A 22065-nucleotide genomic window follows, 5' to 3' on the forward strand; every position below is an offset into this window, starting at 1 on the left:
TTTTGACCCAGCTACTTAATACGCATTGATTGCAGTTTTTTATAAGATAAACAGCGCCATACCCATTCTAATGGTCCAAATGCATAGTGATTTAACCACCAGCGTGAAAATAGCAATTGGAAAATCACAATGGCGAAAACAATCAGCATTTGTGGCGCACGTGATATTTCACCAAAATAGCCGCCAGCATAACCATAAAATATTGTAGTTAAAATAACAGAATGCATAAGGTAATTACTTAGCGCCATTCTGCCCATCGGTGTAAATATTGCTAAGATTTTTTGCCATTTAACATGGCAGAGTAAGCGCATAATTAAGCCAAAGTATCCTGCCGCCATGACAAATTGACCAATATAAAACAATGCTTCGCCAACAGTTTGTAATAGCACTATTTGATTAGATACCGGGTGTTGAACAACCAATAATCCTCCTACTTCAAGCACACAGCCTAACCCTAAACCAACATATGCCATGACTTTAAATGCGCTAGCATGCTGTTGATAGTTTTGCATGATGCCACTAGAGACTAACCAATAACCCAAAATAAATATGGGTAAAAGCACGGTTAACGAAAAAGGCAAAGTAAACATCAACATAAATAACGCAAAGTTGAATCTAAACTCAGTGGCCTGCCAGTAGCTATCTGCGGTAAATGCTGTAATTTCAGCATCTACCTCTTGCTGTATCTCTGTTTGCTGTTCGACGATGGCTTGCGCTTGTTGTTCAATTAAGTCGGCTGGAGGAAGCTCGGTGCTACTTTCTTCACCTGTGTTGTTAATAACGACTACTTCATCAGCAAGATTACCTAAGGCAGTCTCGGTTATATTTTTTTCTGCGTTAGCAGGCGCTATTTCTTCTGTGGGGGCTATTAGTTGTTCTGTTGCCGCAACCTCAGCTAAGGCTTCAGATTGTTGTTGTAATAATGTCTCTTTTTCTAGCCAAATAGCCTCAACACGTTGAGATATTTGAGTTTCCTCCTGCCATTGGCTTGTTAAATCATTATTGTCATTGAGCAAACCAAAACCCATGCCGCCGAGTACTGATAGTATTATTGGCACAGTTAACCAAACAACAGAGAGCTTAAAAAAAGATTTCGGATTATCGTATTTCTGCAGGTTTGGTTTTTGTAAAAGGGTGATCCAGCCTAATAATAAGAGTCCAGCTACCCCGTAATCATGTAAAATATCACCGCCCCATAAAAATATCATATGCAATAAACCGATAACAATTAACACTAGCATACGGCGGGAAAACCAAGCGCCAAAAGGCCTGTTGGCGGCTTTTGCTCTGATTAACATTACGGCGAAGCCCATGCCAAAAAGCAAAGCAAAGAGCTTATAAAATTTACCTTCTACAAAACATCGTATCAGCCAACCTACGGCATGATCTAACCCAGTTAAGTTAGTATCTTGAAAGCCTAAATTGGATATTGCGCGATTAAACCACTCAATATTCATTAATAAGATGCCAACCAGGGCTAAACCACGAAGAATATCCATGGCGTCTATGCGTTCTGTCACAGCAATAGGGGAGAGGCTTTCTAGGTGTGGTTTTTGAGCATTATTTGACCCTGACAAATCAGCATGAGTACCTGACATTTAACTTCCTTTTTATTATTCCTATGCCTAATAATATAAATTTTTTGATCAAAAAAAGCAGCTTTAATTAACTATTAAAACTGCTTAATGCAATGGAAGTTAACATCCTAGGATGAAAATATTGTGATATTTAGGTTAGAAAAGTCTGATAAGCTTTGTTGTCAGTTTCTTCTTGGCATTCATAATCTAAGGCTTTTAAATGCGCAAAGAAGTTATCTTCATGTGATTTCTTTACTTCAAAACCCGCTAATACTTGTCCAAAAGCCGCACCATGATTACGATAATGAAATAGGGTAATATTGTAATGCTCGCCAAGCGTATCTAAAAACTTCTCTAAAGCGCCGGGGTATTCTGGAAATTGAAAGCGAAAAATACGTTCTTGTGCCGACAATTCGTTTTTACCGCCAACCATGTACCTAACGTGCAATTTAGCCAGTTCGTTTTCTGTAAAATCAGTTAACTCATAATGTTGTTGCTGTAAACTTTGTATAAGTTTTTGTCGCTCATTACTTTCACCACCGAGGCGAACACCTACAAAAATATTAGCATTTTGTGTTGGGTTTGAAGCGTTAGCGCTATCAGCATAGCGATAATTAAATTCAGTAATTACACGCCCAGAGAGTGCCTTACAAAAGTTTCTAAAGCTGCCTTTTTCTTCTGGAATTTTTACCGATAATACTGCTTCTTTCTGCTCACCTAGCTCACAGCGTTCAGATATATAACGCAAAGTATGAAAGTTCATATTTGCGCCTGAAAGAATCGCGACTAATGATTCATCACCTTGGCTGCTTTGACAGTATTTTTGTAAGCCCGCTAAAGAAAGTGCGCCAGCAGGCTCTGATATAACGCGCGTTTGTTCAAAAATATCTTTAATTGAAGCACAGATTTCATCGGTAGATACTGTGATCACGTCATCGCAGTAATGTTTTATCAAATCAAAAGTATGTTCACCAATACGTTTAACCGCAACACCATCGGCAAATAATCCAACTTGTGCTAAATCAACAGGCTTACCAGCAACTAAGGCTGCTTTTAAACAAGCGGAATCTTCTGCTTCAACGCCTATTACTTTTATATGAGGTTGTAGTTGTTTTAAGTACACCGCCATACCGGCTAACAAACCGCCGCCGCCAACAGGAATAAACACCACATCGGTATGAGGTCGCTGTTGTAGTAGCTCTTTAGCAACTGTGCCTTGGCCTGCAATAACATCACTATCATCAAAAGGATGGATAATAGTTTTCTTTTCGGCTTCTGCGTATGCCATTGAGGCTTGCTGTGCCTCGTTGAAACTTTTACCAACTAAGCGCACTTCAGCGCCATAACGCCTAACATTATCTACTTTAATGTCAGGTGTAGTTATTGGCATCACTATCGTCGCTTTGATACCCAGTTTATGTGCTGCTAAGGCTAAGCCTTGTGCATGATTACCAGCAGACGCGGCTATAACGCCGTATAAACATTGTTGCTCAGTTAGGTTACTTAACTTGTTATATGCACCGCGTAATTTAAAAGAGTGTACCGGTTGTTGATCTTCGCGTTTAAGAAATATTTGATTGCCTAAACGTGACGACAATTTGCTCATCGGTGTTAATGCTGTTTCAACCGCTACATCATAAACGGGTGCAAGCAGTATCCTGCGTAAGTAATCTAAACCTTGCGCTTGCGTCGCTTGTGTTTGCATTAATGCTGTTTGTTCAGCCTCAGTCATTGTTTTCACCATTAAAATTACCATCGAGTAATTCTCGATTTCGTACTGCACCTTTGTCGGCGCTGGTGGCTAACATGGCGTAATTTTTCAATGCATAGCTGATTGGGCGAATACGTTCAGCAGGTTTCCATGCGGTTTTGCCTTTAGCATTCATAGCATCACGACGTTGATTTAGCTCTGTCTCACTTACTTTTAATTTAATTGAGCGATTAGGAATGTCAATATGAATAATGTCGCCTTGCTCAACTAACGCGATAGTGCCACCACTCGCTGCTTCTGGCGAAACATGGCCAATAGATAAGCCTGAAGTGCCGCCGGAAAAGCGACCATCAGTAAGTAACGCACACGCTTTACCTAATCCCATCGATTTTAAATACGTAGTTGGATACAGCATTTCTTGCATGCCTGGGCCACCTTTAGGACCTTCGTAACGAATAACAACGACTTCACCGGCAACAACTTTTTTATCTAATATGCCTGCAACTGCAGCATCTTGGCTTTCAAATACGTGAGCAGGGCCAGTAAATACAAGATTATCGTCACTAACACCTGCGGTTTTAACTACGCAGCCATCCACAGCAATATTGCCCGAAAGTACAGCTAAACCCCCTTCTAATGAAAAGGCGTTATCTATGCTTCGAATACAGCCATTTTCGCGATCGTCGTCTAAAGTATCCCAACGACAATCTTGGCTGAATGCTTTAGTGGTGCGAATACCGGCAGGGCCTGCTCGGTAGAATTTTTTAACCTCTTCATCGTCAGTAACTTTAATATCATATTTGGCGATAACATCAGCTAATGTTGTACCTAAAATATTTGGCACGTCAGTTTTAAGTAAGTTGGCGCGTGACAACTCACCTAAAATAGCAATAACACCACCGGCGCGATGCACGTCTTCCATATGATATTCTGGCGTTGAAGGGGCAACCTTACATAACTGCGGTACTATGCGAGATAATTTATCCATGTCTTCCATGGTGTAGTCAATTTCTGCTTCTTGTGCGGTAGCAAGTAAATGTAAAATAGTATTGGTTGAACCACCCATCGCAATGTCTAAACACATGGCGTTATGTAACGCATCTTTACAGGCAATATTACGTGGTAAGGCTGATTCGTCATTGTCTTGATAATAGCGCTTAGTTAGCTTAACAATTTCTTTACCTGCTTTTAAAAATAGTTGCTCACGGTCGGCATGAGTCGCTAACATTGAACCGTTACCCGGTAAGGCTAAACCTAATGCTTCTGCTAAACAGTTCATTGAGTTTGCGGTAAACATGCCAGAACATGAACCACAGGTAGGGCAAGCTGAACGCTCAACTTTATCGCTGTCTTCATCACTTACCGTAGGATCAGCGCCTTTAATCATGGCATCAACTAAATCTAGCTTGATAATTTGGTCAGAAAGCTTAGTTTTACCGGCTTCCATTGGACCACCAGAAACAAAAATTACCGGTATATTTAAGCGCATTGCTGCCATTAACATGCCTGGAGTGATTTTGTCACAGTTTGAAATACACACCATGGCATCGGCACAATGAGCATTCACCATATATTCAACAGAATCGGCAATTAAATCACGAGAAGGTAAGCTATAGAGCATGCCGCTATGGCCCATAGCAATGCCATCATCAACAGCAATAGTATTAAATTCTTTTGCCACGCCACCGGCTTCTTCAATCGCGCCAGCAACGAGTTGCCCCATGTCTTTTAAATGTACATGACCTGGTACAAATTGGGTAAATGAGTTAACCACGGCAATAATAGGTTTGCCGAAATCACCATCTGTCATACCCGTTGCACGCCATAGTGCTCGAGCGCCAGCCATATTACGGCCTTGAGTAGAAGTTGCTGATCTTAATTTTGGCATGACCTTAGTCCCTATATATTTGATGAATACGATAATAAACTGTTGTATGTAATAAAAATTATTTTAAAAATTCATTAATTTATGCGCTTTTAAAATAATTTTCAGCTGTGCTGATTTACTCATTGTAGTTTAGCAATGTTACTGCACTTTACTTAACGTAAACATATTAAGCGAAGTTAGAACGTATAAAGTGATTAAACTGGTTTTAAGCAATTTTCAGGTATTGTTGTTGTCCCGTGAAAAGTAGCTTCAAATACCGCTGACCCCTAATGAATATGATGGTTAAAACATGTGCCGTAGCATTTTGCCACGGCATAAGTTCACCATTAAACCTTGCATGTTGTATGCGTTAAAGCTTTGTTAAACTAGTGCAGGCATGCTCTTACTGCATTGCTGTGTGGTCTACTTTTACTTCTTTGATATCGATCAGTTTATTAATCTGGTCGACTAAAAGCTCAATTGGGCGTTCACTGCTAACCATTAATTCGATGGTACCAATTTTGGTTCCGGTATTAACCTTAGCGTTCATGCCATTGATTAAAAAACCACGATAACGGGTAACTTGTAATATGCGCTCAAGTACCACTTGCTTATCATCTACTGATATCATTAATTGATAATTATTCATTAGGTACTCTCCATCATTTTATCGTTTGCCGTATTCGGTGGCACTAACGGCCATACGTTGTCTTGTGCGTCAATTTTAACTTGTAATAAATATGGACCATCGTGCTCTAGCATTTCTTCGATAGCAGCACTTACTTCTGACTTTTTAGTGATCATTTGAGCTTTAATATCAAAAGCATTAGCTAACATAATAAAATCAGGGTTATCAGCTAAGTCGGTTTCACTTAATCGGCCATTAAAAAATAGGTCTTGCCATTGGCGAACCATACCTAACTTAGCGTTATCAATTAGCACTATTTTAACCGGTAATTGAAAACGTTTAATGGTTGATAACTCTTGTACATTCATCATAAAAGAGCCATCACCTGAAATGGCAATAATACAATTAGTTGGTCGGCTTACTTGTGCACCAACCGCCGCAGGTATACCAAAGCCCATAGTCCCCATGCCGGCACTGGTTAAAAAGTTACTTGGATCGTCAAATACCATATGTTGCGCTGCCCACATTTGATGCTGGCCTACATCGGTAGTTACACAGCTATTTTTAGGCATTTTATCGCTGATTTCTTTCAAGACTGCTGGCGCAAAAATAGTCTCGCCAGGGTGATTATAATCCCAGGCATAATCGGCGTTCATTTGTAAACAAAATGCTTTCCATGGCTCAATCGATAATGGAATAGCTAAGGCCGGTAAATTAACTTTTAAATCGCCTAAAATTGAAGCGTCAGCAACTCTGCGTTTATTAATTTCAGCAGTATCAATATCAAAATGAATAACTTTTGCATTGGGCGCAAATTCGTTTAATTTACCTGTTACTCGGTCATCAAAACGAGCTCCAACGGCAATTAATAAATCACACTCTTGTACCGCTAAATTAGAAGCTTTAGTGCCATGCATTCCTAGCATGCCCATATAGTATTTGTCTTCGGGGTCAATGGCGCCAAGCCCCTTTAATGTTGACACGCAAGGTAAGCCAGTTATTTTGGCAAAATCGCGTAACTCATCAATAGCATTAGCCATGCCAACACCACCGCCAACATATAAAATCGGCTTTTTCGCTTGATTTAATAATGCTAATGCATTGCCTACGTTTGCTGGTGGTAACTTAACTTTGTTTTGTAAATTAACTAAATCATCGACCGAGCCATTAACGGCTGCAATTTGAATGTCTTTTGGAATATCAACCAATACTGGCCCTTGTCTGCCCTCTAATGCGATGGCAAAGGCTTGATGTAAAACATCTGCTAAATCGTCAATATTAGTGACTTGAAAAGAATGCTTGGTACAGGCCAGTGATAAACCAAAAATATCTATTTCTTGGAAGGCATCTGAACCCATAGCGGCAGTGGCTACTTGGCCGGTTATAGCAACAACGGGAATAGAATCGGCCAAAGCATCAGCAAGACCCGTGATTAAGTTAGTTGCGCCTGGGCCTGATGTTGCTAAACAAACACCAACTTTTCCCGATGCCCTTGCATAACCTACAGCCGAAAATGCTGCACCTTGCTCATGTCGACATAAAAAATGTTCAACGCCACTGTCATAAAGTGCGTCGTAAATCGGCATTATTGCACCACCTGGGTAGCCAAAAACATGTTCAACACCATGCTGTTCTAGCACGTTAAATAATAAGCTAGCGCCGGTTAATTTTTTTTCAGTTGTTGTCATGTAATTGTTTAACTTATTAAAAATATTTTATTCATAAACCATTCACTAAAGTGAAAAGTATAAATTTATTAAAATTAACAAGTATTCTCCAAAAGTTAATAATGTTTGTGCGCTATGCGCGGTTTAATATTTTAATACGACAAACCCCCCGGTCCTTGCGAAGCGGGGGGTTTGTTATTTTAAGATTTTTAATTTTCTTTAGTTCAACAAATACCCCGCGACGATTTGAGAATCACCACGATGAGGACGTTAATAATCACTAAGGTATAGTTTTGCATATTTATTTAATTTATCTGTAAAATTATTTGTTGAGTGCTAAGAGTTTCAAGCCTATTTAAATTAGTACCATAGCTCTAATATCAAGCGCAAGTGGTTTATTAGTGTTTTTTTCAGTAAAAAATAATTACGCGTTATAACGGCCAAGATATTATGAAAAATTTTAGCTGATTATTTTTCGCGCAATGGGGTTTGTTTAACTACACTTTCTGTTCGATATGTAAAAATAAAAATGGATTTTTATGACCTTAGCCTGTGTTTTCAGTCGAGCGCGTATTGGGCTCGAATCGCCTTTAGTTACCGTAGAAGTTCACTTAGCTAACGGGTTACCGGCTTTTAATATTGTTGGTTTACCTGAAACATCAGTACGTGAAGCGAAAGATCGTGTGCGTAGCGCTATTATCAATTGTGGCTATGAATTCCCTGCAAAGCGTATAACCGTTAACTTGGCTCCCGCCGATTTGCCCAAAGAAGGCGGTCGCTTCGACCTACCTATTGCCATTGGTATTCTGGCCGCTGCTGCTCAATTGCCAGATACCGACTTAAACAAATATGAATTTGCTGGTGAACTTGCACTGTCGGGAGAGCTCAGGCCGATTATTGGTGAAATTCCGATGGCAATGGCCTGCAGAGAAAGTGGCCGAACCTTAGTTATACCCAGCGAAAATGCAGAACAAGCAAGTTGGGTTCAAGCAGTAAACATATTAAGCCTATCTCATCTAAGCCAGTTATTTCCGCACTTTTTAAAACAGCAGAGCCTGCCGCTGGTTCCGACAAAAATTTTACAAGAGTATGAGACCAAAATCGAACATGACATTGCCGATGTTGTTGGCCAACCATTAGCCAAAAGGGCATTAGAGCTTGCTGCTAGCGGTCGGCACAATTTACTTTTCATAGGGCCACCAGGAACCGGAAAAACCATGTTGGCGAGTCGATTACCTGGAATTTTGCCTCCCATGACTGAGCAAGAAGCTCTGTCGAGTGCGGCAATTCAATCTATTTGCCATAAAAATATTAGTCCAGAGTCATGGTTAACACGACCTTTTCGAGCGCCACATCACACCGCCTCTTCAGCTGCGCTAGTCGGCGGCGGCAGTCACCCGCAACCGGGTGAAATTTCATTGGCGCATAACGGCGTACTTTTTCTCGATGAATTACCCGAATTTGAGCGCAAAGTGCTCGACGTGTTACGTGAACCATTAGAGTCTGGTGAGGTAACCATTTCGCGGGCGCTAGTAAAACAAACTTTTCCAGCACAATTTCAATTAGTAGCTGCTATGAACCCCAGTCCTACTGGGTTTTACAATGATAAACGTAGTACACCTGAGCAGGTATTACGTTACCTCAACCGGCTGTCAGGGCCCTTTTTAGATCGTATTGATATTCAGATTGAAGTGACTCGTTTACCGCGTGGTATGTGGGCAAACGATAACGGTAAAGGTGAGTCGAGTAGCACGATTCAAAAAAGGGTAAGCACTTGCCATCAAAGACAAATATCTCGTCAAGGTAAGGCGAATGCGCAGTTAACTAGCGCCGAGGTTAGAAGTTTTTGTCAATTAAACGACGAAGACAATGAGTTTTTGGAGCTTGCTATTGAAAAGCTCAATTTATCTACCAGGGCGCATCATAAAATACTTAAAATCGCTAGAACACTGGCAGATATGGAATCGTTAGAACATATTGAACGTAAACACTTAATCGAAGCACTGTCGTATCGGGCTATGGATAGAATATTACGCCATTTGACTGAAGCAATATAATCACAATACGACAGAGATTTTAAGCGTTTTGATCTGACTGATACGATTGAATAGCTTCAAAAAAAGCTTGAATCAATGGTTTGTCTTTATGCTGATTCAAACAGCATACCCCGAGATCAAACGGGGTAATTTCGCCTGCATCTGCTAAGTATTGAACCCTATCTTTAACTGGGCTATTTTCCACCACAACTTGCGGCACTATGCCTACTCCACACCCTAAAGCGACCATGCTGACCAATGCTTCGTGTCCTGACACTGTTGCGTAAATATTGGCTTTTCCTTGCTGTTTTTTCCGAAACCAGTATTCAAATCGTTTTCGTGCAGGGCCGTGCTCGGGCAAAATAATCGGTATATCAGACCAAAGAAAATCTTGCTGAATTTGTTGTTGTACTTGGCAAATCATCTTAGGCGCAATAACTGCAAAAGGAATTTTTGCTAAATGCTGAAAAGTAAAAATACGTGATAGCTGTTCTGGTTTTGCCGCAATAGCAAGATCTACTGCTTGTTTTTCAACTTGCTCCAAACCGTCAGCTGCATCACCTGTGGTTAGCATAATTTCTACCATAGGATGTTGCTGCCTAAAGCGCTCAAGTAGCGGTGGTAAATGACTATAAGCGGCAGTAACAGAGCAATAAATATGAAGTTTGCCTTGCAGTTCGGCATGCTTTTGGTTCAGCGAAAGCTGTAACAATTGCCATTGCTCAAGTTGCTGCTCAGCAAATTGGTAGAATTGTTGGCCCGCTTCGCTTAACACCACTGTACGATTGTCGCGATGTAGCAATGCGTTACCCAATTCAATTTCAAGTCGTTGAATGACACGACTGAGCGTTGAGGGGCTAACATGATGCTGCTCTGCGGTTTTGCCAAAATGTAACGACTTGGCTAAATCGACAAACATACGCAAAGATTTTAATTCCATATTTATTCCTTAAATCGTCATTACACCTAACTGTATTGCAAAAATTGCAACACAGCAATGCAAATATATCATTTTAAGCAACGATAAGTTTTCGCTATGATGTGGTTAAGGTCAACAAACTGACCACCTAACTAATTTCTTGGTTGTACCAAGCACAGGAGAATACGATGTCTAACTATTTCAATACATTAAGTTTACGCGAAAAATTGGCACAACTAGGCAAGTGTCGCTTTATGAAGCGTGAAGAGTTTAGTGATGGCTGTAACTTCATTAAAGATTGGAATATTGTTATCGTAGGTTGTGGCGCACAAGGGCTTAACCAAGGTTTAAACATGCGCGATTCAGGTTTAAATATCTCTTATGCACTTCGTGATGCCGCGATTGCTGAAAAACGTCAATCTTACCAATGGGCGACTGAAAATGGTTTTACTGTTGGTAACTACCAAGAACTAATTCCACAAGCCGATTTAGTATTAAACTTAACACCTGATAAGCAGCATACGTCAGCGGTTAATGCGGTTATGCCACTAATGAAAGAAGGCTCAACGTTAGCTTACTCACATGGTTTCAACATTGTTGAAGAAGGTATGCAAATTCGCCCTGACATTACCGTTGTTATGGTGGCACCTAAGTGTCCAGGTACTGAAGTGCGTGAAGAATACAAACGTGGTTTTGGCGTACCAACACTTATTGCTGTTCACCCTGAGAACGATCCACAAGGTAATGGTTGGGCTATTGCTAAAGCTTATGCTTCTGCAACAGGTGGCGATCGCGCTGGTGTTTTAGCCTCTTCATTTATCGCTGAAGTTAAGTCTGACTTAATGGGTGAACAAACTATTCTTTGTGGCATGTTACAAACTGCCGCTATCTTAGGTCACAAGCAATTGTTGGCTCAAGGTGTTGATGCAGGTTACGCACGTAAATTATTACAATACGGTATCGAAGGTGTTACAGAAGGTTTAAAATACGGTGGCATTACTAACATGATGGACCGTTTATCAAACCCAGCTAAAATTAAAGCATTTGATATGTCTTTAGAATTAAAAGAAATTTTACGTCCTTTATTTCAAAAACATATGGATGACATCATCGAAGGTCGTTTCTCTGCCGGTATGATGGCTGATTGGGATAATGGCGATGCTAACTTATTAAAATGGCGTGAAGAAACTGCTGAAACGTCTTTTGAAAAAGCACCAACCTGTGACACTGAAATTTCAGAGCAAGAATATTATGATAAAGGTATTTTCGTTGTTGCTATGGTTAAAGCCGGTGTTGAACTAGCGTTTGATGCTATGGTTGACTCAGGCATTATTAATGCTTCGGCTTACTATGAGTCACTACATGAAACACCACTAATTGCTAATACTATTGCACGTAATATGCTTTATGAAATGAACGTAGTTATTTCAGATACGGCAGAATACGGCAACTACTTATTCTCACATGCGGCAGTACCTTTATTAGAAGAGTTCGCTAGCAAATTAACACTAGAAGAATTAGGCGAAGGCTTAAAGTCGACTTCAAACGGTGTTGATAACGCACGTTTAATCGAAGTAAACGAAGCCATTCGCAGCCATGGCGTTGAGTCAATTGGTAAAGAATTACGTGGCTACATGACCGACATGAAGCGCATTGTAGAAGCAAACGCTTAATAACTAAAACGACACAGATTATTAAAAAGCGGTGTTAGCGCATTGAGCTAGTACCGCTTTTTTTATGTCACACATTTATCTCGAATAAACAGATTAAGTAAAAAAGGAAAACTCATGACAGAATTTAATAACGTCACTATCTCAACCGTAGCAAGTGTTTATTTTGATGGCCAAGTTACCAGCAGAAAAGTTACCTTTGCGGATGGTTCATTCAAAACCTTAGGTATTATGATGCCGGGTGAATACACCTTTAAAACGGCTGAAAAAGAGTTGATGGAATTTCAACAAGGTGTTGTTAGCGTGTTATTACCTGGTAGTGATACTTGGCAGACCATAACAGCTAACCAATCTTTTTATGTGCCAGCGAACGCCTCTTTTGATATTAAAGTAAGTGAATTAGCTGACTACTGTTGTACTTATATTACTGAATAATTTGTTGAGTTATAACTTTTATTTGACGTTCATCCATTGAATAATAAACTCTTGTGCAAATAAAGCGCTTTTTAGTGATGTTTGCACAATACTCTAACTTCCAATAGAGCAAAAATTACACCTAAATAAAAATTAGTTCTTATCTTTAGAGTTTGAATCTACATTATTAGCTATATGCTAATTGAACTAAACCAGTAAACTTACTCGGTTATAGCTTTAATATTTGTTGCACCTGTCATTCTTTTCTCTCCTAATGGCCTAGTAGAAACATGATGTAATGCTATGCCTGATATTGCTTTATTCATTGTTAAATCCTCCAAATACCAAGTTCTACCATAATATAAAAAACAATTTTAACTGTTTATAGGCAATTTATAGATGCTCAGTTATAAAGGTGCATTAATGAAAATTACTATTAGGATTGATGCAATTGTACAAATAAATAAAATTCCCCTTTCATTCAAATGCTATAATGCGCAATTTTTACATCAAACTTAAGGTACTAAATGAAACGTAAGATGAAATTTAAAACGCCGGCGATTTTTTTCAGTGTACTTTATATCTTTTCGCTAATTACAGGTGTTGTTAACGGAAATAATTCCACGCTTTTACTTTCTAACGTTTATGCTCAAACTAATATCGGCATAAAAAAATTACCTGACTTCTCAAAAATATCTAACGTAAACGAAAAAAAAGAAGCGTTCTTCTCGACTTTATATCCCATTATTCAAGCAGAAAATAATCACGTATTACAATTAAGAAAGCTCATTGTAATGCTTAAAGACATCCCAGTTAAAAAGTTAAGTGCAAAACAGCAGGCTTGGCTATTGAGTGTGTCGAAAAAATATAAATTGGAAAATCAGTATATTAATAACAATATTTTTGAAGAGTTGCTTAAAAGGGTCGATTACGTGCCTCCATCGTTAGCTCTGACTCAAGCCGCTATTGAATCTGGCTGGGGATCATCTAGATTTGCAAGACAAGGTAATAATTTATTTGGCCAATGGTGCTTTTCATCAGGGTGCGGCATGGTGCCATCGTTAAGAGAATCAGGAAAAGGTCACGAAGTTGCTAAGTTTGATACGGTCAATTTGGCGGTTCGTAGTTATATATTAAATCTAAATAGTCATGAATCGTATACAGAATTAAGAGAAAACAGAGCAGACTTACGCGATAAAGAGCTATCGTTTACAGGTATTGCTTTAGCAAAGGCGCTGGCAGACTATTCAGAAGAAGGTAGCCTATATGTAGTAAAATTAACTGATTTTATTCATCAAAACAAGCTACAACGATTTACAATCGCTTTTGAAAATACTGTTGCTCTTAGCAATGAGTAGTCTGGATTTTTAGCTCGTACTAAAAGCAAGCGAGTATACTTTCTCTAAGAGTTACTCTTAGATATGTCATCGTATCTAAAAGTTAGAAGCGTTATTTACTGATTTTGGTTGTAAAATGATATTAGTCTCGTTAAAACCAAAATATAAGTTTATGTCTAGGAGTTACAAATGAGTAAATTACACCGGTATTTTATTTTAATATTGTCAATTTTGTGTCTGATTATTGTACTTCAGAATATGGCAACAGTTAGCATATCATTCCTGTTTTGGGAGTTTGCAATACCGCGAGCTATTCTTATTGGTTTGATGTTAATTATTGGCTTGATCATAGGTCTAATTATAAAAAGTAAGCGTAAGTAGTTTTTAACAGGTCATTGAAAGGTTTTTAAAAGGTAAGTAGTCGTAATGAAAAAAATAGCCGTATTGATTTTTGTTTGTATCGTGTTTAGCCAACAAGTTTTTGCTTTAGGGTTAACGATGTCTGAGCGCCAAATAAATAGTATTTTAAGCTTAAGGTTTCCAATGGTAGAAAATTATATGGAATACCGACTAGAGGCTTCAGCACCTTATTTAGCATTATATTCTTCAAGTCAATCAGTAGCCATTAGCGCCCGTATTAATGTAACCAATAATGGCAACAAACTTGTTGCGGATGCTACATTTAAAGGCCAAATATTTTTTGACAAAGCGAGCAACGCTTTGAAAGTCAGTAATCCATTAATAACCAAATTTGATGTTATTGATAACACCTTCCCAAAGTCTGAGGCTTCTATTAACTCAATTAAAAATACTATCGGGCAACATTTGCCCATTTCAGTATTGATTGATTTTGATCGTATTAGTAATGATTTATTTAAATTTACACCTTCTAGTTTAGTCATTGTAGAAGAGGGTTTAAGGGTAGAGTTTTAGTTCGATTAAATCTATGCAGAAGTTTACTCACGATATATAAAGCACCAATTAACTTATTGATTATTTTAACATTACCATGTCATCGCGGTGTATAACGACTTTGCTTGGACAATAACCGAGTAAAGTGTTTATTTCATCACTTTTACAACCTTTAATGCGCTTGAGATCATGGGTATTGTATTGGCTTATACCTTTTGCGATATGTTGGCCATTTTTGGCGTCATAAATATCTATACAATCGCCAACTTTAAAGTTTCCTGTCACATCAGCAACACCTGAAGGAAGTAAAGATGCGCCTTTATTGTTCAAAGCACTAACTGCGCCAACATCTATTAAGACCGTACCACTACTTTTTAACGTGTGCTTTAACCAATGTTTACGTGCCCGTGTAGCACTTTCTTTAGCAACAAAGTGAGTGCCTGGATTTTCAAAACGTAATATTTGCTCGAATATTTCTCCACGACTACCATTAAAAATGTAGGTTTCAATTCCGTTTTCTACCGCTTTTTCTGCTGCTTGAATTTTCGTTTTCATGCCGCCGGTAGCAATACTATTATTGGTAGCGCCTGCCATGGCATAAATAGCGTCATCGATTTTGTTGATAACAGGAATTAATTTAGCTTGTGGGTTTATACGTGGATCTTCTTCGAATACGCCGTCAACATCGCTTAAAATAAATAAACTATCTGCTTCGCTAACGACAGCGACTAATGCTGCTAAATTATCATTGTCACCAACTTTTAACTCTTCTGTAGCCACCGTATCATTCTCGTTAACAATAGGTATAACGCCATTTTCGAGTAAAATTCGTAAGGTGTTTTTAATGCTAATGTAGCGTTGACGATCTTTTAAGTCGCCATGCGTTATTAATAATTGGCTACAAGGAACATCAAAAAAGCGTTGCCAGTTAGCCATCATCTTCATTTGACCAACCGACGCCATCGCTTGCTTTGTAGGTATTGAAGGATTGGATGAACCGTGCGCAATTAATCCTCTGCCAGCGGCTACACTACCCGATGAAACCAGAATAACTTCTTTACCTGCTTGCTGACATTGAGTAATAAAACGCGCAATAGCGAGTATATACTTACCGCTACAACCCTGAGCGTCAGGTGAAACTAATGCACTACCAACTTTTATTACAACCCGATTAAAATTCATTACAATCCCTCTTTTTCTATTGGTTAAGATTGCCTTGAAACATGGTAGTTTTGCAACCAACTTTTGCCGCTGTATTAGACTTGTTTACTCTTTTTTAATGGTTTATGGAATTAGTGCACTAAAGTTAATGTTTTACTAAGTTAATATGGTGTTTTATTCGCAGAATGTCGATGGCAATAAATATATGGTGCGTTTTTACCCATGTTACTTTTTCCTCGCAATAACATAGAAACTTGAATTCTAGCTTTATTACGTTAAATAAAACCTGCTATAAAGCCTGTTTTTGTGACGTTGATACTAGTTTATAGATACACTTCAAATAACTACGATGTATATTCTCTATTAACAAGCTATTATTTTTTTAACGATTTTTACTGAAAATATGTGCGAAACCCATTAATATCATAGCTAGTTCTTAGACTTTAATTTTTCGGTTGTTTATATGCTACATTTTTTACCTGGCCCTATTATTGCGTGCTTCTCTGTGCTTTTGTATCTTGCTAACACCTTATTGTGGCTACTACCTATTCTAATCTTTTCGTTGTTAAAAGCTTTAGGGCCTATTCCATTGTGGCAAAAATTCTTTAGTTATTTACTGGATCAAATGGCCAGTAATTGGGTACTTTTTAATACTTTTATCCAAAAGCTATTCACTAAAACAAAAATTAACGTTTCTGGCTTAGAACAGCTAAAAATGAAAGACTGGTATTTAGTGATTAGTAATCATCAAAGTTGGACCGATATTTTAGTTCTTCAGCGTGTTTTTCATGGCAAAATTCCATTCTTAAAGTTTTTTCTAAAAAGAGAATTAATTTATGTTCCGTTTCTGGGACTAGCATGGTGGGCACTCGACTTTCCTTTTATGAAACGTTATAGCCAACACTTTTTAAGGAAAAATCCACACTTAAAAGGTAAAGATATTGAAACAACCAAAAAAGCCTGCGAAAAGTTTAAACACAAGCCAGTAAGTGTAATGAACTTTATTGAAGGAACTCGCTTTACCGCTGAAAAACATCAGAAGCAAAACTCGCCTTTTCAACGGTTATTAAAACCTAAAGCGGGTGGTATTGGCTTTGTATTACAAGCAATGAAAGGCAATTTGAGTAAAGTTGTTAATGTAACCATTTATTATCCCGATGGTGAGCCAAACTTTATAGACTTTCTATCAGGCAAGATAAAGCAAGTAGATATTGCTATTGAAACGCAAGATATTGGCGATTCTTTAAAGGGTGATTATGTTAATGATCGTGCTTATAAAATACAGTTTCAAAAGTGGGTTAATCAGCTTTGGTTAGATAAAGATAAAAAAATGCTTCAGCTTGAAGAACAAGCAAACAAGGATAATTAATGCAGGACATAATCACTTCATGGTTAACGGCGCAAGGTGTACATGAGTCATACTTAACATTGAGTTCGGTGATTATCGCTTGCTTGATTATTTTAGTGTTTTGCAGCATTAGTTTTTATATCGCGAAAAACTATGTACTTGTATTTATACATAAACTAACCACAGCTTCAAAAAACACTTGGGACGATTTATTTTTTGATCACCAAGTATTTGCCCGTATGTCTTTGTTAGTTCCTTTTATATTATTACTGTTACTGACCCCTTACTTTTTGGATGAAAGCTCATTACTCGCCACAGTACTGATAGTGATTGCCAAAATAGGCCTTTGTTTTCAAATAGCGCGCACTATAAGTGCTGTGCTTAATGTTATTAATAAACTCTATCGACAAACTGCTAGCGAACGATACTTACCGCTGAATTCGACCTTACAAGTTATTAAGCTTGTGGTGTATTTAGTAGCAACAATATTGGCGGTATCGCAAATTTTAGATCGTTCACCGCTTTACTTACTTAGTGGTTTAGGCGCTTTAACCGCGGTGTTAATTTTAGTGTTTCAGGATACGATTAAAGGCTTGGTCGCGAGTATTCAAATTTCAGCTAATAGAATGGTTGCACCCGGCGATTGGATTGAATTACCCCTGTATGGTGCCGATGGCGATGTCATCGAGATAGGCTTAAATACCGTAAAAGTGAAAAATTTTGATAATACTATAACCACAGTGCCTACCTACGCTTTAACCAGTGGTTCTTTTAAAAATTGGCGTGGCATGCTTAATTCTGGCGGCAGAAGAATTAAACGCGCTATTGTGATTGATGTCAGTAGTATTGAGTTTTATAACCAACAACAACTTGAATCATTGGCATCAGTGAATTTACTTAAAGATTACTTAGCAGCGAAAAAAGCTGAAATATTCAAGCAACAGGTTGAAGTAGATGTTGATAGCGCTATAACTGTCTCAACGATTAATACAAGGCAGCTAACCAATATTGGCACCTTTAGAGCTTATATAACGGCTTATTTAAAGCAGCACTCAAAAGTGCATCATAATATGACCTGTATGGTAAGGCAGTTACCGGCAACAGAGGTTGGCTTGCCACTAGAGTTATACTTTTTCAGTAGTGATCAAAACTGGGTGAATTATGAAGCTATACAGGCTGATATATTCGACCATTTATATGCAGCAGCACCGCTTTTCGGCTTGCGAGTGTTTCAGCACCCAAGCGGTTACGACTGGAAAAATGCCCAATCTAACGTTGGCGCATAACACCTTCTTGCATAGTAGAGGCGACTAACAAGCCAGCTTGGTTAAATATTTGTCCTTTTACTAACCCTCTACCACCACTAGCTGATGGGCTATCAATACAATAAAGCAACCATTCGTCTATGCGAAATGGTCGGTGAAACCACATGGAATGGTCAATAGTTGCTAACTGAAAGTTTGGTTGCCAATAGCTAACACCATGAGGAAATAAAGCCGTAGGTAAAAAATTAAAGTCAGAAGTATAAGCTAATAAGTAGGTATGAATACGAAGGTCATCAGGTAGTTTACCATTAGCTTTTATCCACATTTGACACTTAGCTTCTGTTTTTTCAGGTTTTAGCCAATCGTATTGTTTGACAGGGCGAGTTTCTATTGGCTTTTCAGATAAGAATTTACCGCGTATTCCTTCAGGAATAGCTTCTTGATTATCAAAAATAAAATCAGTATACGACTTTAACTCTTCAGGCTTAGGCACTACAGGCATAACATCTTGATGGTCAAAACCTTGCTCTTGCTGTTGGAATGAAGCCGTCATATAGAAAATTGCTTGGCCATTTTGAATTGCATTTACACGGCGTGTATTAAAGCTTTTACCATCACGAATATTTTCAACTTGGTAAACTACAGGCTTACTGGCATCACCTGGTCTTAAAAAATAAGAATGTAAAGAGTGTACATTGTGAGTTTCTGCAACGGTTTCTTGTGCGGCCGACAACGCTTGGCCCATAACTTGGCCACCAAATAAAGCTCTAAAGCCTAAATCTTGACTTTCGCCACGGTAGATACCCTGCTCTATTACTTCTAATTTTAAAAGTGCTGAAAGATCATCCAATACCTGACTCATAAAAACCTTACTCTCTTTAACTGTGACAAATCTACATTAATTATAACCTGCTATCTCGGGAGAATAACGAAATATACTTTAAAAAATTATTCTTTTTGACAAATGCAGGCTGCTATACTGGCCAACCAGCAAAAGTTTATTTATGAAAATTTTAACTTTAATGATTGATCTTAATAATGATCTACGATATGTTGCAGCTACTAAACGTATAATATGAATGTAAAATACGTATTACTAACGTGATAAAGAGGCCATTGTGCACGCAGTTCTTGAACGAGAAGTATTACTAGAAAGACGCCAATATACCGCAGAGCAATCTAATTTGTGGGACAAGCTTTCGCTTGCGCAAAAATTTGCTACTAGCAGTTTGACTCAATTCGGCTACGATCTTTGTTTTATTCGCAGTAGTAAAGCTGGCAACATCGCTATTTTATTATGTGATAATAATGCCGCGACCATTTCGGACGATGGCGAAATTAATACCTCACCAAATATTACTGTTAGAGCTTAATTCCTATTTTGATATAAAAATGCCGCTTACAGAGCGGCTTTTTTATTGCTACCTTTTAATATTTCAGAGCCTCAGCCTACCGCTATAAACAATACGGCTTTATTTATTCTTTACTAGAGCATTCGCTTAAACGTGAAAGAAATACGTAGGGATCAATATCTTGAATATTGGGCGAATCTATTGAGAATACAACTTTAACCGAGTAGTCTCCTAGATTTGCGAAGAAGCGAGTGCTTATTGCTTGTTTAATACGCGTTAATTTTATCACTGCCTGCTCAGGGCTTTGGTGAGGACATAAAAATAAATATTCGCCAGTGCTTATGACTCCAGCGTAATCTTCTTCATCGATGTTCTCATTAATAATGATAGCCAGTGTTTGGCTGACATCGTTAAGGGTTTTCCGATTAAAACGAAAGCTCAATTCTTGCCAGTTTTCTATTTTTAAATAGGCGATAGAAGCTTCATATTGATATTTTCTAGCAATTTTATATTGCTGTTGATACCAACGTTTTGTTTGTACTGGTTGTGCTAATTGGTTTTGAGGCAACTCTATTTCATCGTAACTACGGTTAAGTTGTTGGCGATGAGTCTGAAAACGACAAAAAGCGATAAAAACAGTACTACAGCATAAGAGTAGAGAAAGCAGAATAATGATATTTTTTTGTTGAGTATATTTTTCATTGAACTTTAGGCTCAGTTGGCTTTGCTCTGCTAAATTTAAAGCAAGTTTCTTAGCTTTATCACTTGTTGATATAGCGGCTCTAGCGAAAGAATCTTTAACACTAACGTTAGGGTATATCCCTCGATATAATGATAAATAAAGACTTTGATTTTTCAGCGCAAGTGGAAGATTATTTTTTACAATATAGTAGTCGGTTAATAACAAATACAATTCAATTTGCTGTGGAGAAAGCACAATGTTTTCAGTTAATACTTGCGCTGAAAGCAACGTACTTTCCGCTTCTTGGTTTTCGCCTAAAGCAAATAACACTTTAACTAAACTAATTTTAGCCGACAATTTAACCCGTACTAAGTTGTATTGATTAAATACCTCTTGGGCATTAAATAAGTGTTTTTTGGCCGCTTTAAGCCGCTGTTGCTCAAGTAATACCTGACCTAGACCAAGCTCGGCATAAGCTGCATGTATGTCGAGTTTATATTGTTTAGAAAATTCTAATGACTGCCAAAAAGCATTATATGCATCATCATATTGGTGCAATTGATAATAAGCTTGAGCGACTAAATGATAACTGCGAGCAAGGCCTTCTGATCTTGCCATGTCAGTGCGTAACTTGATGACATGTGTGAGAATTTCTACAGCGTTGTTATACTCTGATAAATAGAAATGTGCTTGAGCAATAGTTTCAAGCAATGTTATTTGATCCACATTGGTGAGATTTTGATTGAGTAACGTTTCAACTTTATTAAGCGTTTTTACTGCTTCCTCGTATTCAGCACTTAATGCATAGGCGACAACAGAGTATGCGAGAGCTTGTAAATGATAATTCATATTATTGGCTTGTTCAGCCAACCATGCTGCAGCCTGTGAGGTATCTTGTAATTGGAGGTAGTTCCCCTGTGCATAATAGCCGCGAGCAACTTTTAACATTAAATCTAGCTGTATTTCGGTAGCTATTTGATCAATTTCACTACCATATTGTGCGAGTTGAAATGCCACAAGCAAGTTACCTCGATTGTAAGCAACATCAGATAAAAGCGAAAATGCTTTGGCGATGGTGTTTGAGCTAAATTGATCTCTAAAATGGACAATTGATTGTGCTGTATCGACCACATCTTGTGAAAGTAATAATTCTTTGTTTAGACTGTAATAATTGTCAATAACTTGAATATAATTGATGTCATTATTCGTTTCACTTGCTTGAATAGAAAGCGAGATACAAATACTGATTAAAAAACCTATTAGCATTCGATTCATTGAACGTTAACTTCCATTTTTAGGTTGTGGGTCACTTTTGTTTTTTACTGTAACTATATTTTATTTAAAGTATTTAATTAACAGTTAGCACTGATAATGTAGAATTAAAGCTGAAAAATTATTAACTCTACAGCGTAATTAACCATTAGTAATACTACTTTAAACCTAAGCTATAAATAATAAACTCTTTAATATCAAGGCTTTAATTGTTGCTGCCAAAGTGATATTAAAAGGTGTTTACAAA

18 protein-coding genes are annotated in these 22065 nt (G+C 38.0%); 9 read left to right on the top strand and 9 right to left on the bottom strand.

The window, feature by feature from the left end; translation table 11 throughout:
• Positions 1-11: 11 nt before the first annotated feature.
• From B6A32_RS19395 to ilvG, 5 genes are all read right to left on the bottom strand, one after another.
• The gene (locus tag B6A32_RS19395) at positions 12-1598 is read right to left on the bottom strand and encodes a DUF418 domain-containing protein (protein WP_233131282.1); all 1587 of its coding nucleotides are present in this window, start codon (positions 1596-1598) and stop codon (positions 12-14) included.
• Positions 1599-1728: 130 nt separating this feature from the next.
• A complete protein-coding gene (gene ilvA, locus B6A32_RS00590; protein ID WP_085301504.1) occupies positions 1729-3309 on the bottom strand; it encodes a threonine ammonia-lyase, biosynthetic in 1581 nt (526 codons plus the stop codon).
• Positions 3302-5176 (bottom strand): dihydroxy-acid dehydratase, encoded by a 1875-nt coding sequence (gene ilvD / locus B6A32_RS00595; protein ID WP_085300826.1) that lies wholly within the window; start codon positions 5174-5176, stop codon positions 3302-3304. Before ilvD ends, ilvA begins: the two co-directional genes overlap by 8 nt.
• 382 nt (positions 5177-5558) lie before the next feature.
• Positions 5559-5804, bottom strand: a complete 246-nt coding sequence (ilvM, locus tag B6A32_RS00600; RefSeq protein ID WP_085300827.1) for an acetolactate synthase 2 small subunit — start codon at positions 5802-5804, stop codon at positions 5559-5561.
• Positions 5804-7471, bottom strand: a complete 1668-nt coding sequence (ilvG, locus tag B6A32_RS00605; RefSeq protein ID WP_085300828.1) for an acetolactate synthase 2 catalytic subunit — start codon at positions 7469-7471, stop codon at positions 5804-5806. Before ilvG ends, ilvM begins: the two co-directional genes overlap by 1 nt.
• 518 nt (positions 7472-7989) lie before the next feature.
• Between ilvG and B6A32_RS00610 the strand changes: the two genes are divergently transcribed.
• Complete coding sequence (locus tag B6A32_RS00610) at positions 7990-9507, top strand: YifB family Mg chelatase-like AAA ATPase (protein ID WP_085300829.1); 1518 nt, start codon at positions 7990-7992, stop codon at positions 9505-9507.
• Positions 9508-9526: 19 nt separating this feature from the next.
• Here B6A32_RS00610 and ilvY read toward each other — a convergent pair whose 3' ends face one another.
• Positions 9527-10426: an HTH-type transcriptional activator IlvY gene (ilvY, locus tag B6A32_RS00615; protein ID WP_085300830.1), complete on the bottom strand. Its 900-nt coding sequence runs from the start codon at positions 10424-10426 to the stop codon at positions 9527-9529.
• Between the two features lie 167 nt (positions 10427-10593).
• Here ilvY and ilvC point away from each other — a divergent pair, with 167 nt between their 5' ends.
• The 5 genes from ilvC (at position 10594) to B6A32_RS00640 (ending at position 14759) form a co-directional block, all read left to right on the top strand.
• Entirely contained in the window at positions 10594-12078 is a 1485-nt protein-coding gene (gene ilvC / locus B6A32_RS00620) for a ketol-acid reductoisomerase (RefSeq protein WP_085300831.1), read from the top strand.
• 114 nt (positions 12079-12192) lie between these two features.
• Positions 12193-12510, top strand: a complete 318-nt coding sequence (gene ppnP / locus B6A32_RS00625) for a pyrimidine/purine nucleoside phosphorylase (protein WP_085300832.1) — start codon at positions 12193-12195, stop codon at positions 12508-12510.
• A 506-nt stretch (positions 12511-13016) separates the two neighbouring features.
• Positions 13017-13847 (top strand): glucosaminidase domain-containing protein, encoded by an 831-nt coding sequence (locus B6A32_RS00630; RefSeq protein ID WP_085300833.1) that lies wholly within the window; start codon positions 13017-13019, stop codon positions 13845-13847.
• Positions 13848-14084: 237 nt separating this feature from the next.
• Positions 14085-14207 (top strand): lipopolysaccharide assembly protein LapA domain-containing protein, encoded by a 123-nt coding sequence (locus B6A32_RS19400; RefSeq protein ID WP_233131318.1) that lies wholly within the window; start codon positions 14085-14087, stop codon positions 14205-14207.
• Positions 14208-14252: 45 nt separating this feature from the next.
• Positions 14253-14759, top strand: a complete 507-nt coding sequence (locus B6A32_RS00640; protein ID WP_085300835.1) for a hypothetical protein — start codon at positions 14253-14255, stop codon at positions 14757-14759.
• Between the two features lie 60 nt (positions 14760-14819).
• Here the strand turns inward: B6A32_RS00640 and proB are convergent, their stop codons facing one another.
• Positions 14820-15920: a glutamate 5-kinase gene (gene proB / locus B6A32_RS00645; protein ID WP_085300836.1), complete on the bottom strand. Its 1101-nt coding sequence runs from the start codon at positions 15918-15920 to the stop codon at positions 14820-14822.
• Between the two features lie 442 nt (positions 15921-16362).
• On the opposite strand from proB, the gene B6A32_RS00650 reads away from it, so the two are divergent.
• Together B6A32_RS00650 and B6A32_RS00655 are read left to right on the top strand one after the other, a co-directional pair.
• Positions 16363-17268 (top strand): acyltransferase, encoded by a 906-nt coding sequence (locus B6A32_RS00650; RefSeq protein WP_085300837.1) that lies wholly within the window; start codon positions 16363-16365, stop codon positions 17266-17268.
• The gene (locus B6A32_RS00655; RefSeq protein ID WP_085300838.1) at positions 17268-18533 is read left to right on the top strand and encodes a mechanosensitive ion channel family protein; all 1266 of its coding nucleotides are present in this window, start codon (positions 17268-17270) and stop codon (positions 18531-18533) included. Before B6A32_RS00650 ends, B6A32_RS00655 begins: the two co-directional genes overlap by 1 nt.
• Here the strand turns inward: B6A32_RS00655 and tesB are convergent.
• Positions 18517-19374 (bottom strand): acyl-CoA thioesterase II, encoded by an 858-nt coding sequence (gene tesB / locus B6A32_RS00660; RefSeq protein WP_085300839.1) that lies wholly within the window; start codon positions 19372-19374, stop codon positions 18517-18519. The two genes, B6A32_RS00655 and tesB, sit on opposite strands and share 17 nt — an antisense overlap.
• 256 nt (positions 19375-19630) lie before the next feature.
• Between tesB and B6A32_RS00665 the strand changes: the two genes are divergently transcribed.
• Positions 19631-19885: a hypothetical protein gene (locus B6A32_RS00665; protein WP_085300840.1), complete on the top strand. Its 255-nt coding sequence runs from the start codon at positions 19631-19633 to the stop codon at positions 19883-19885.
• A gap of 103 nt (positions 19886-19988) precedes the next feature.
• Here B6A32_RS00665 and B6A32_RS00670 read toward each other — a convergent pair whose 3' ends face one another.
• The gene (locus tag B6A32_RS00670) at positions 19989-21821 is read right to left on the bottom strand and encodes a tetratricopeptide repeat protein (RefSeq protein ID WP_085300841.1); all 1833 of its coding nucleotides are present in this window, start codon (positions 21819-21821) and stop codon (positions 19989-19991) included.
• Positions 21822-22065 lie beyond the last annotated feature (244 nt).

Source organism: Colwellia polaris (assembly GCF_002104515.1).
Lineage (GTDB): Bacteria > Pseudomonadota > Gammaproteobacteria > Enterobacterales > Alteromonadaceae > Cognaticolwellia > Cognaticolwellia polaris.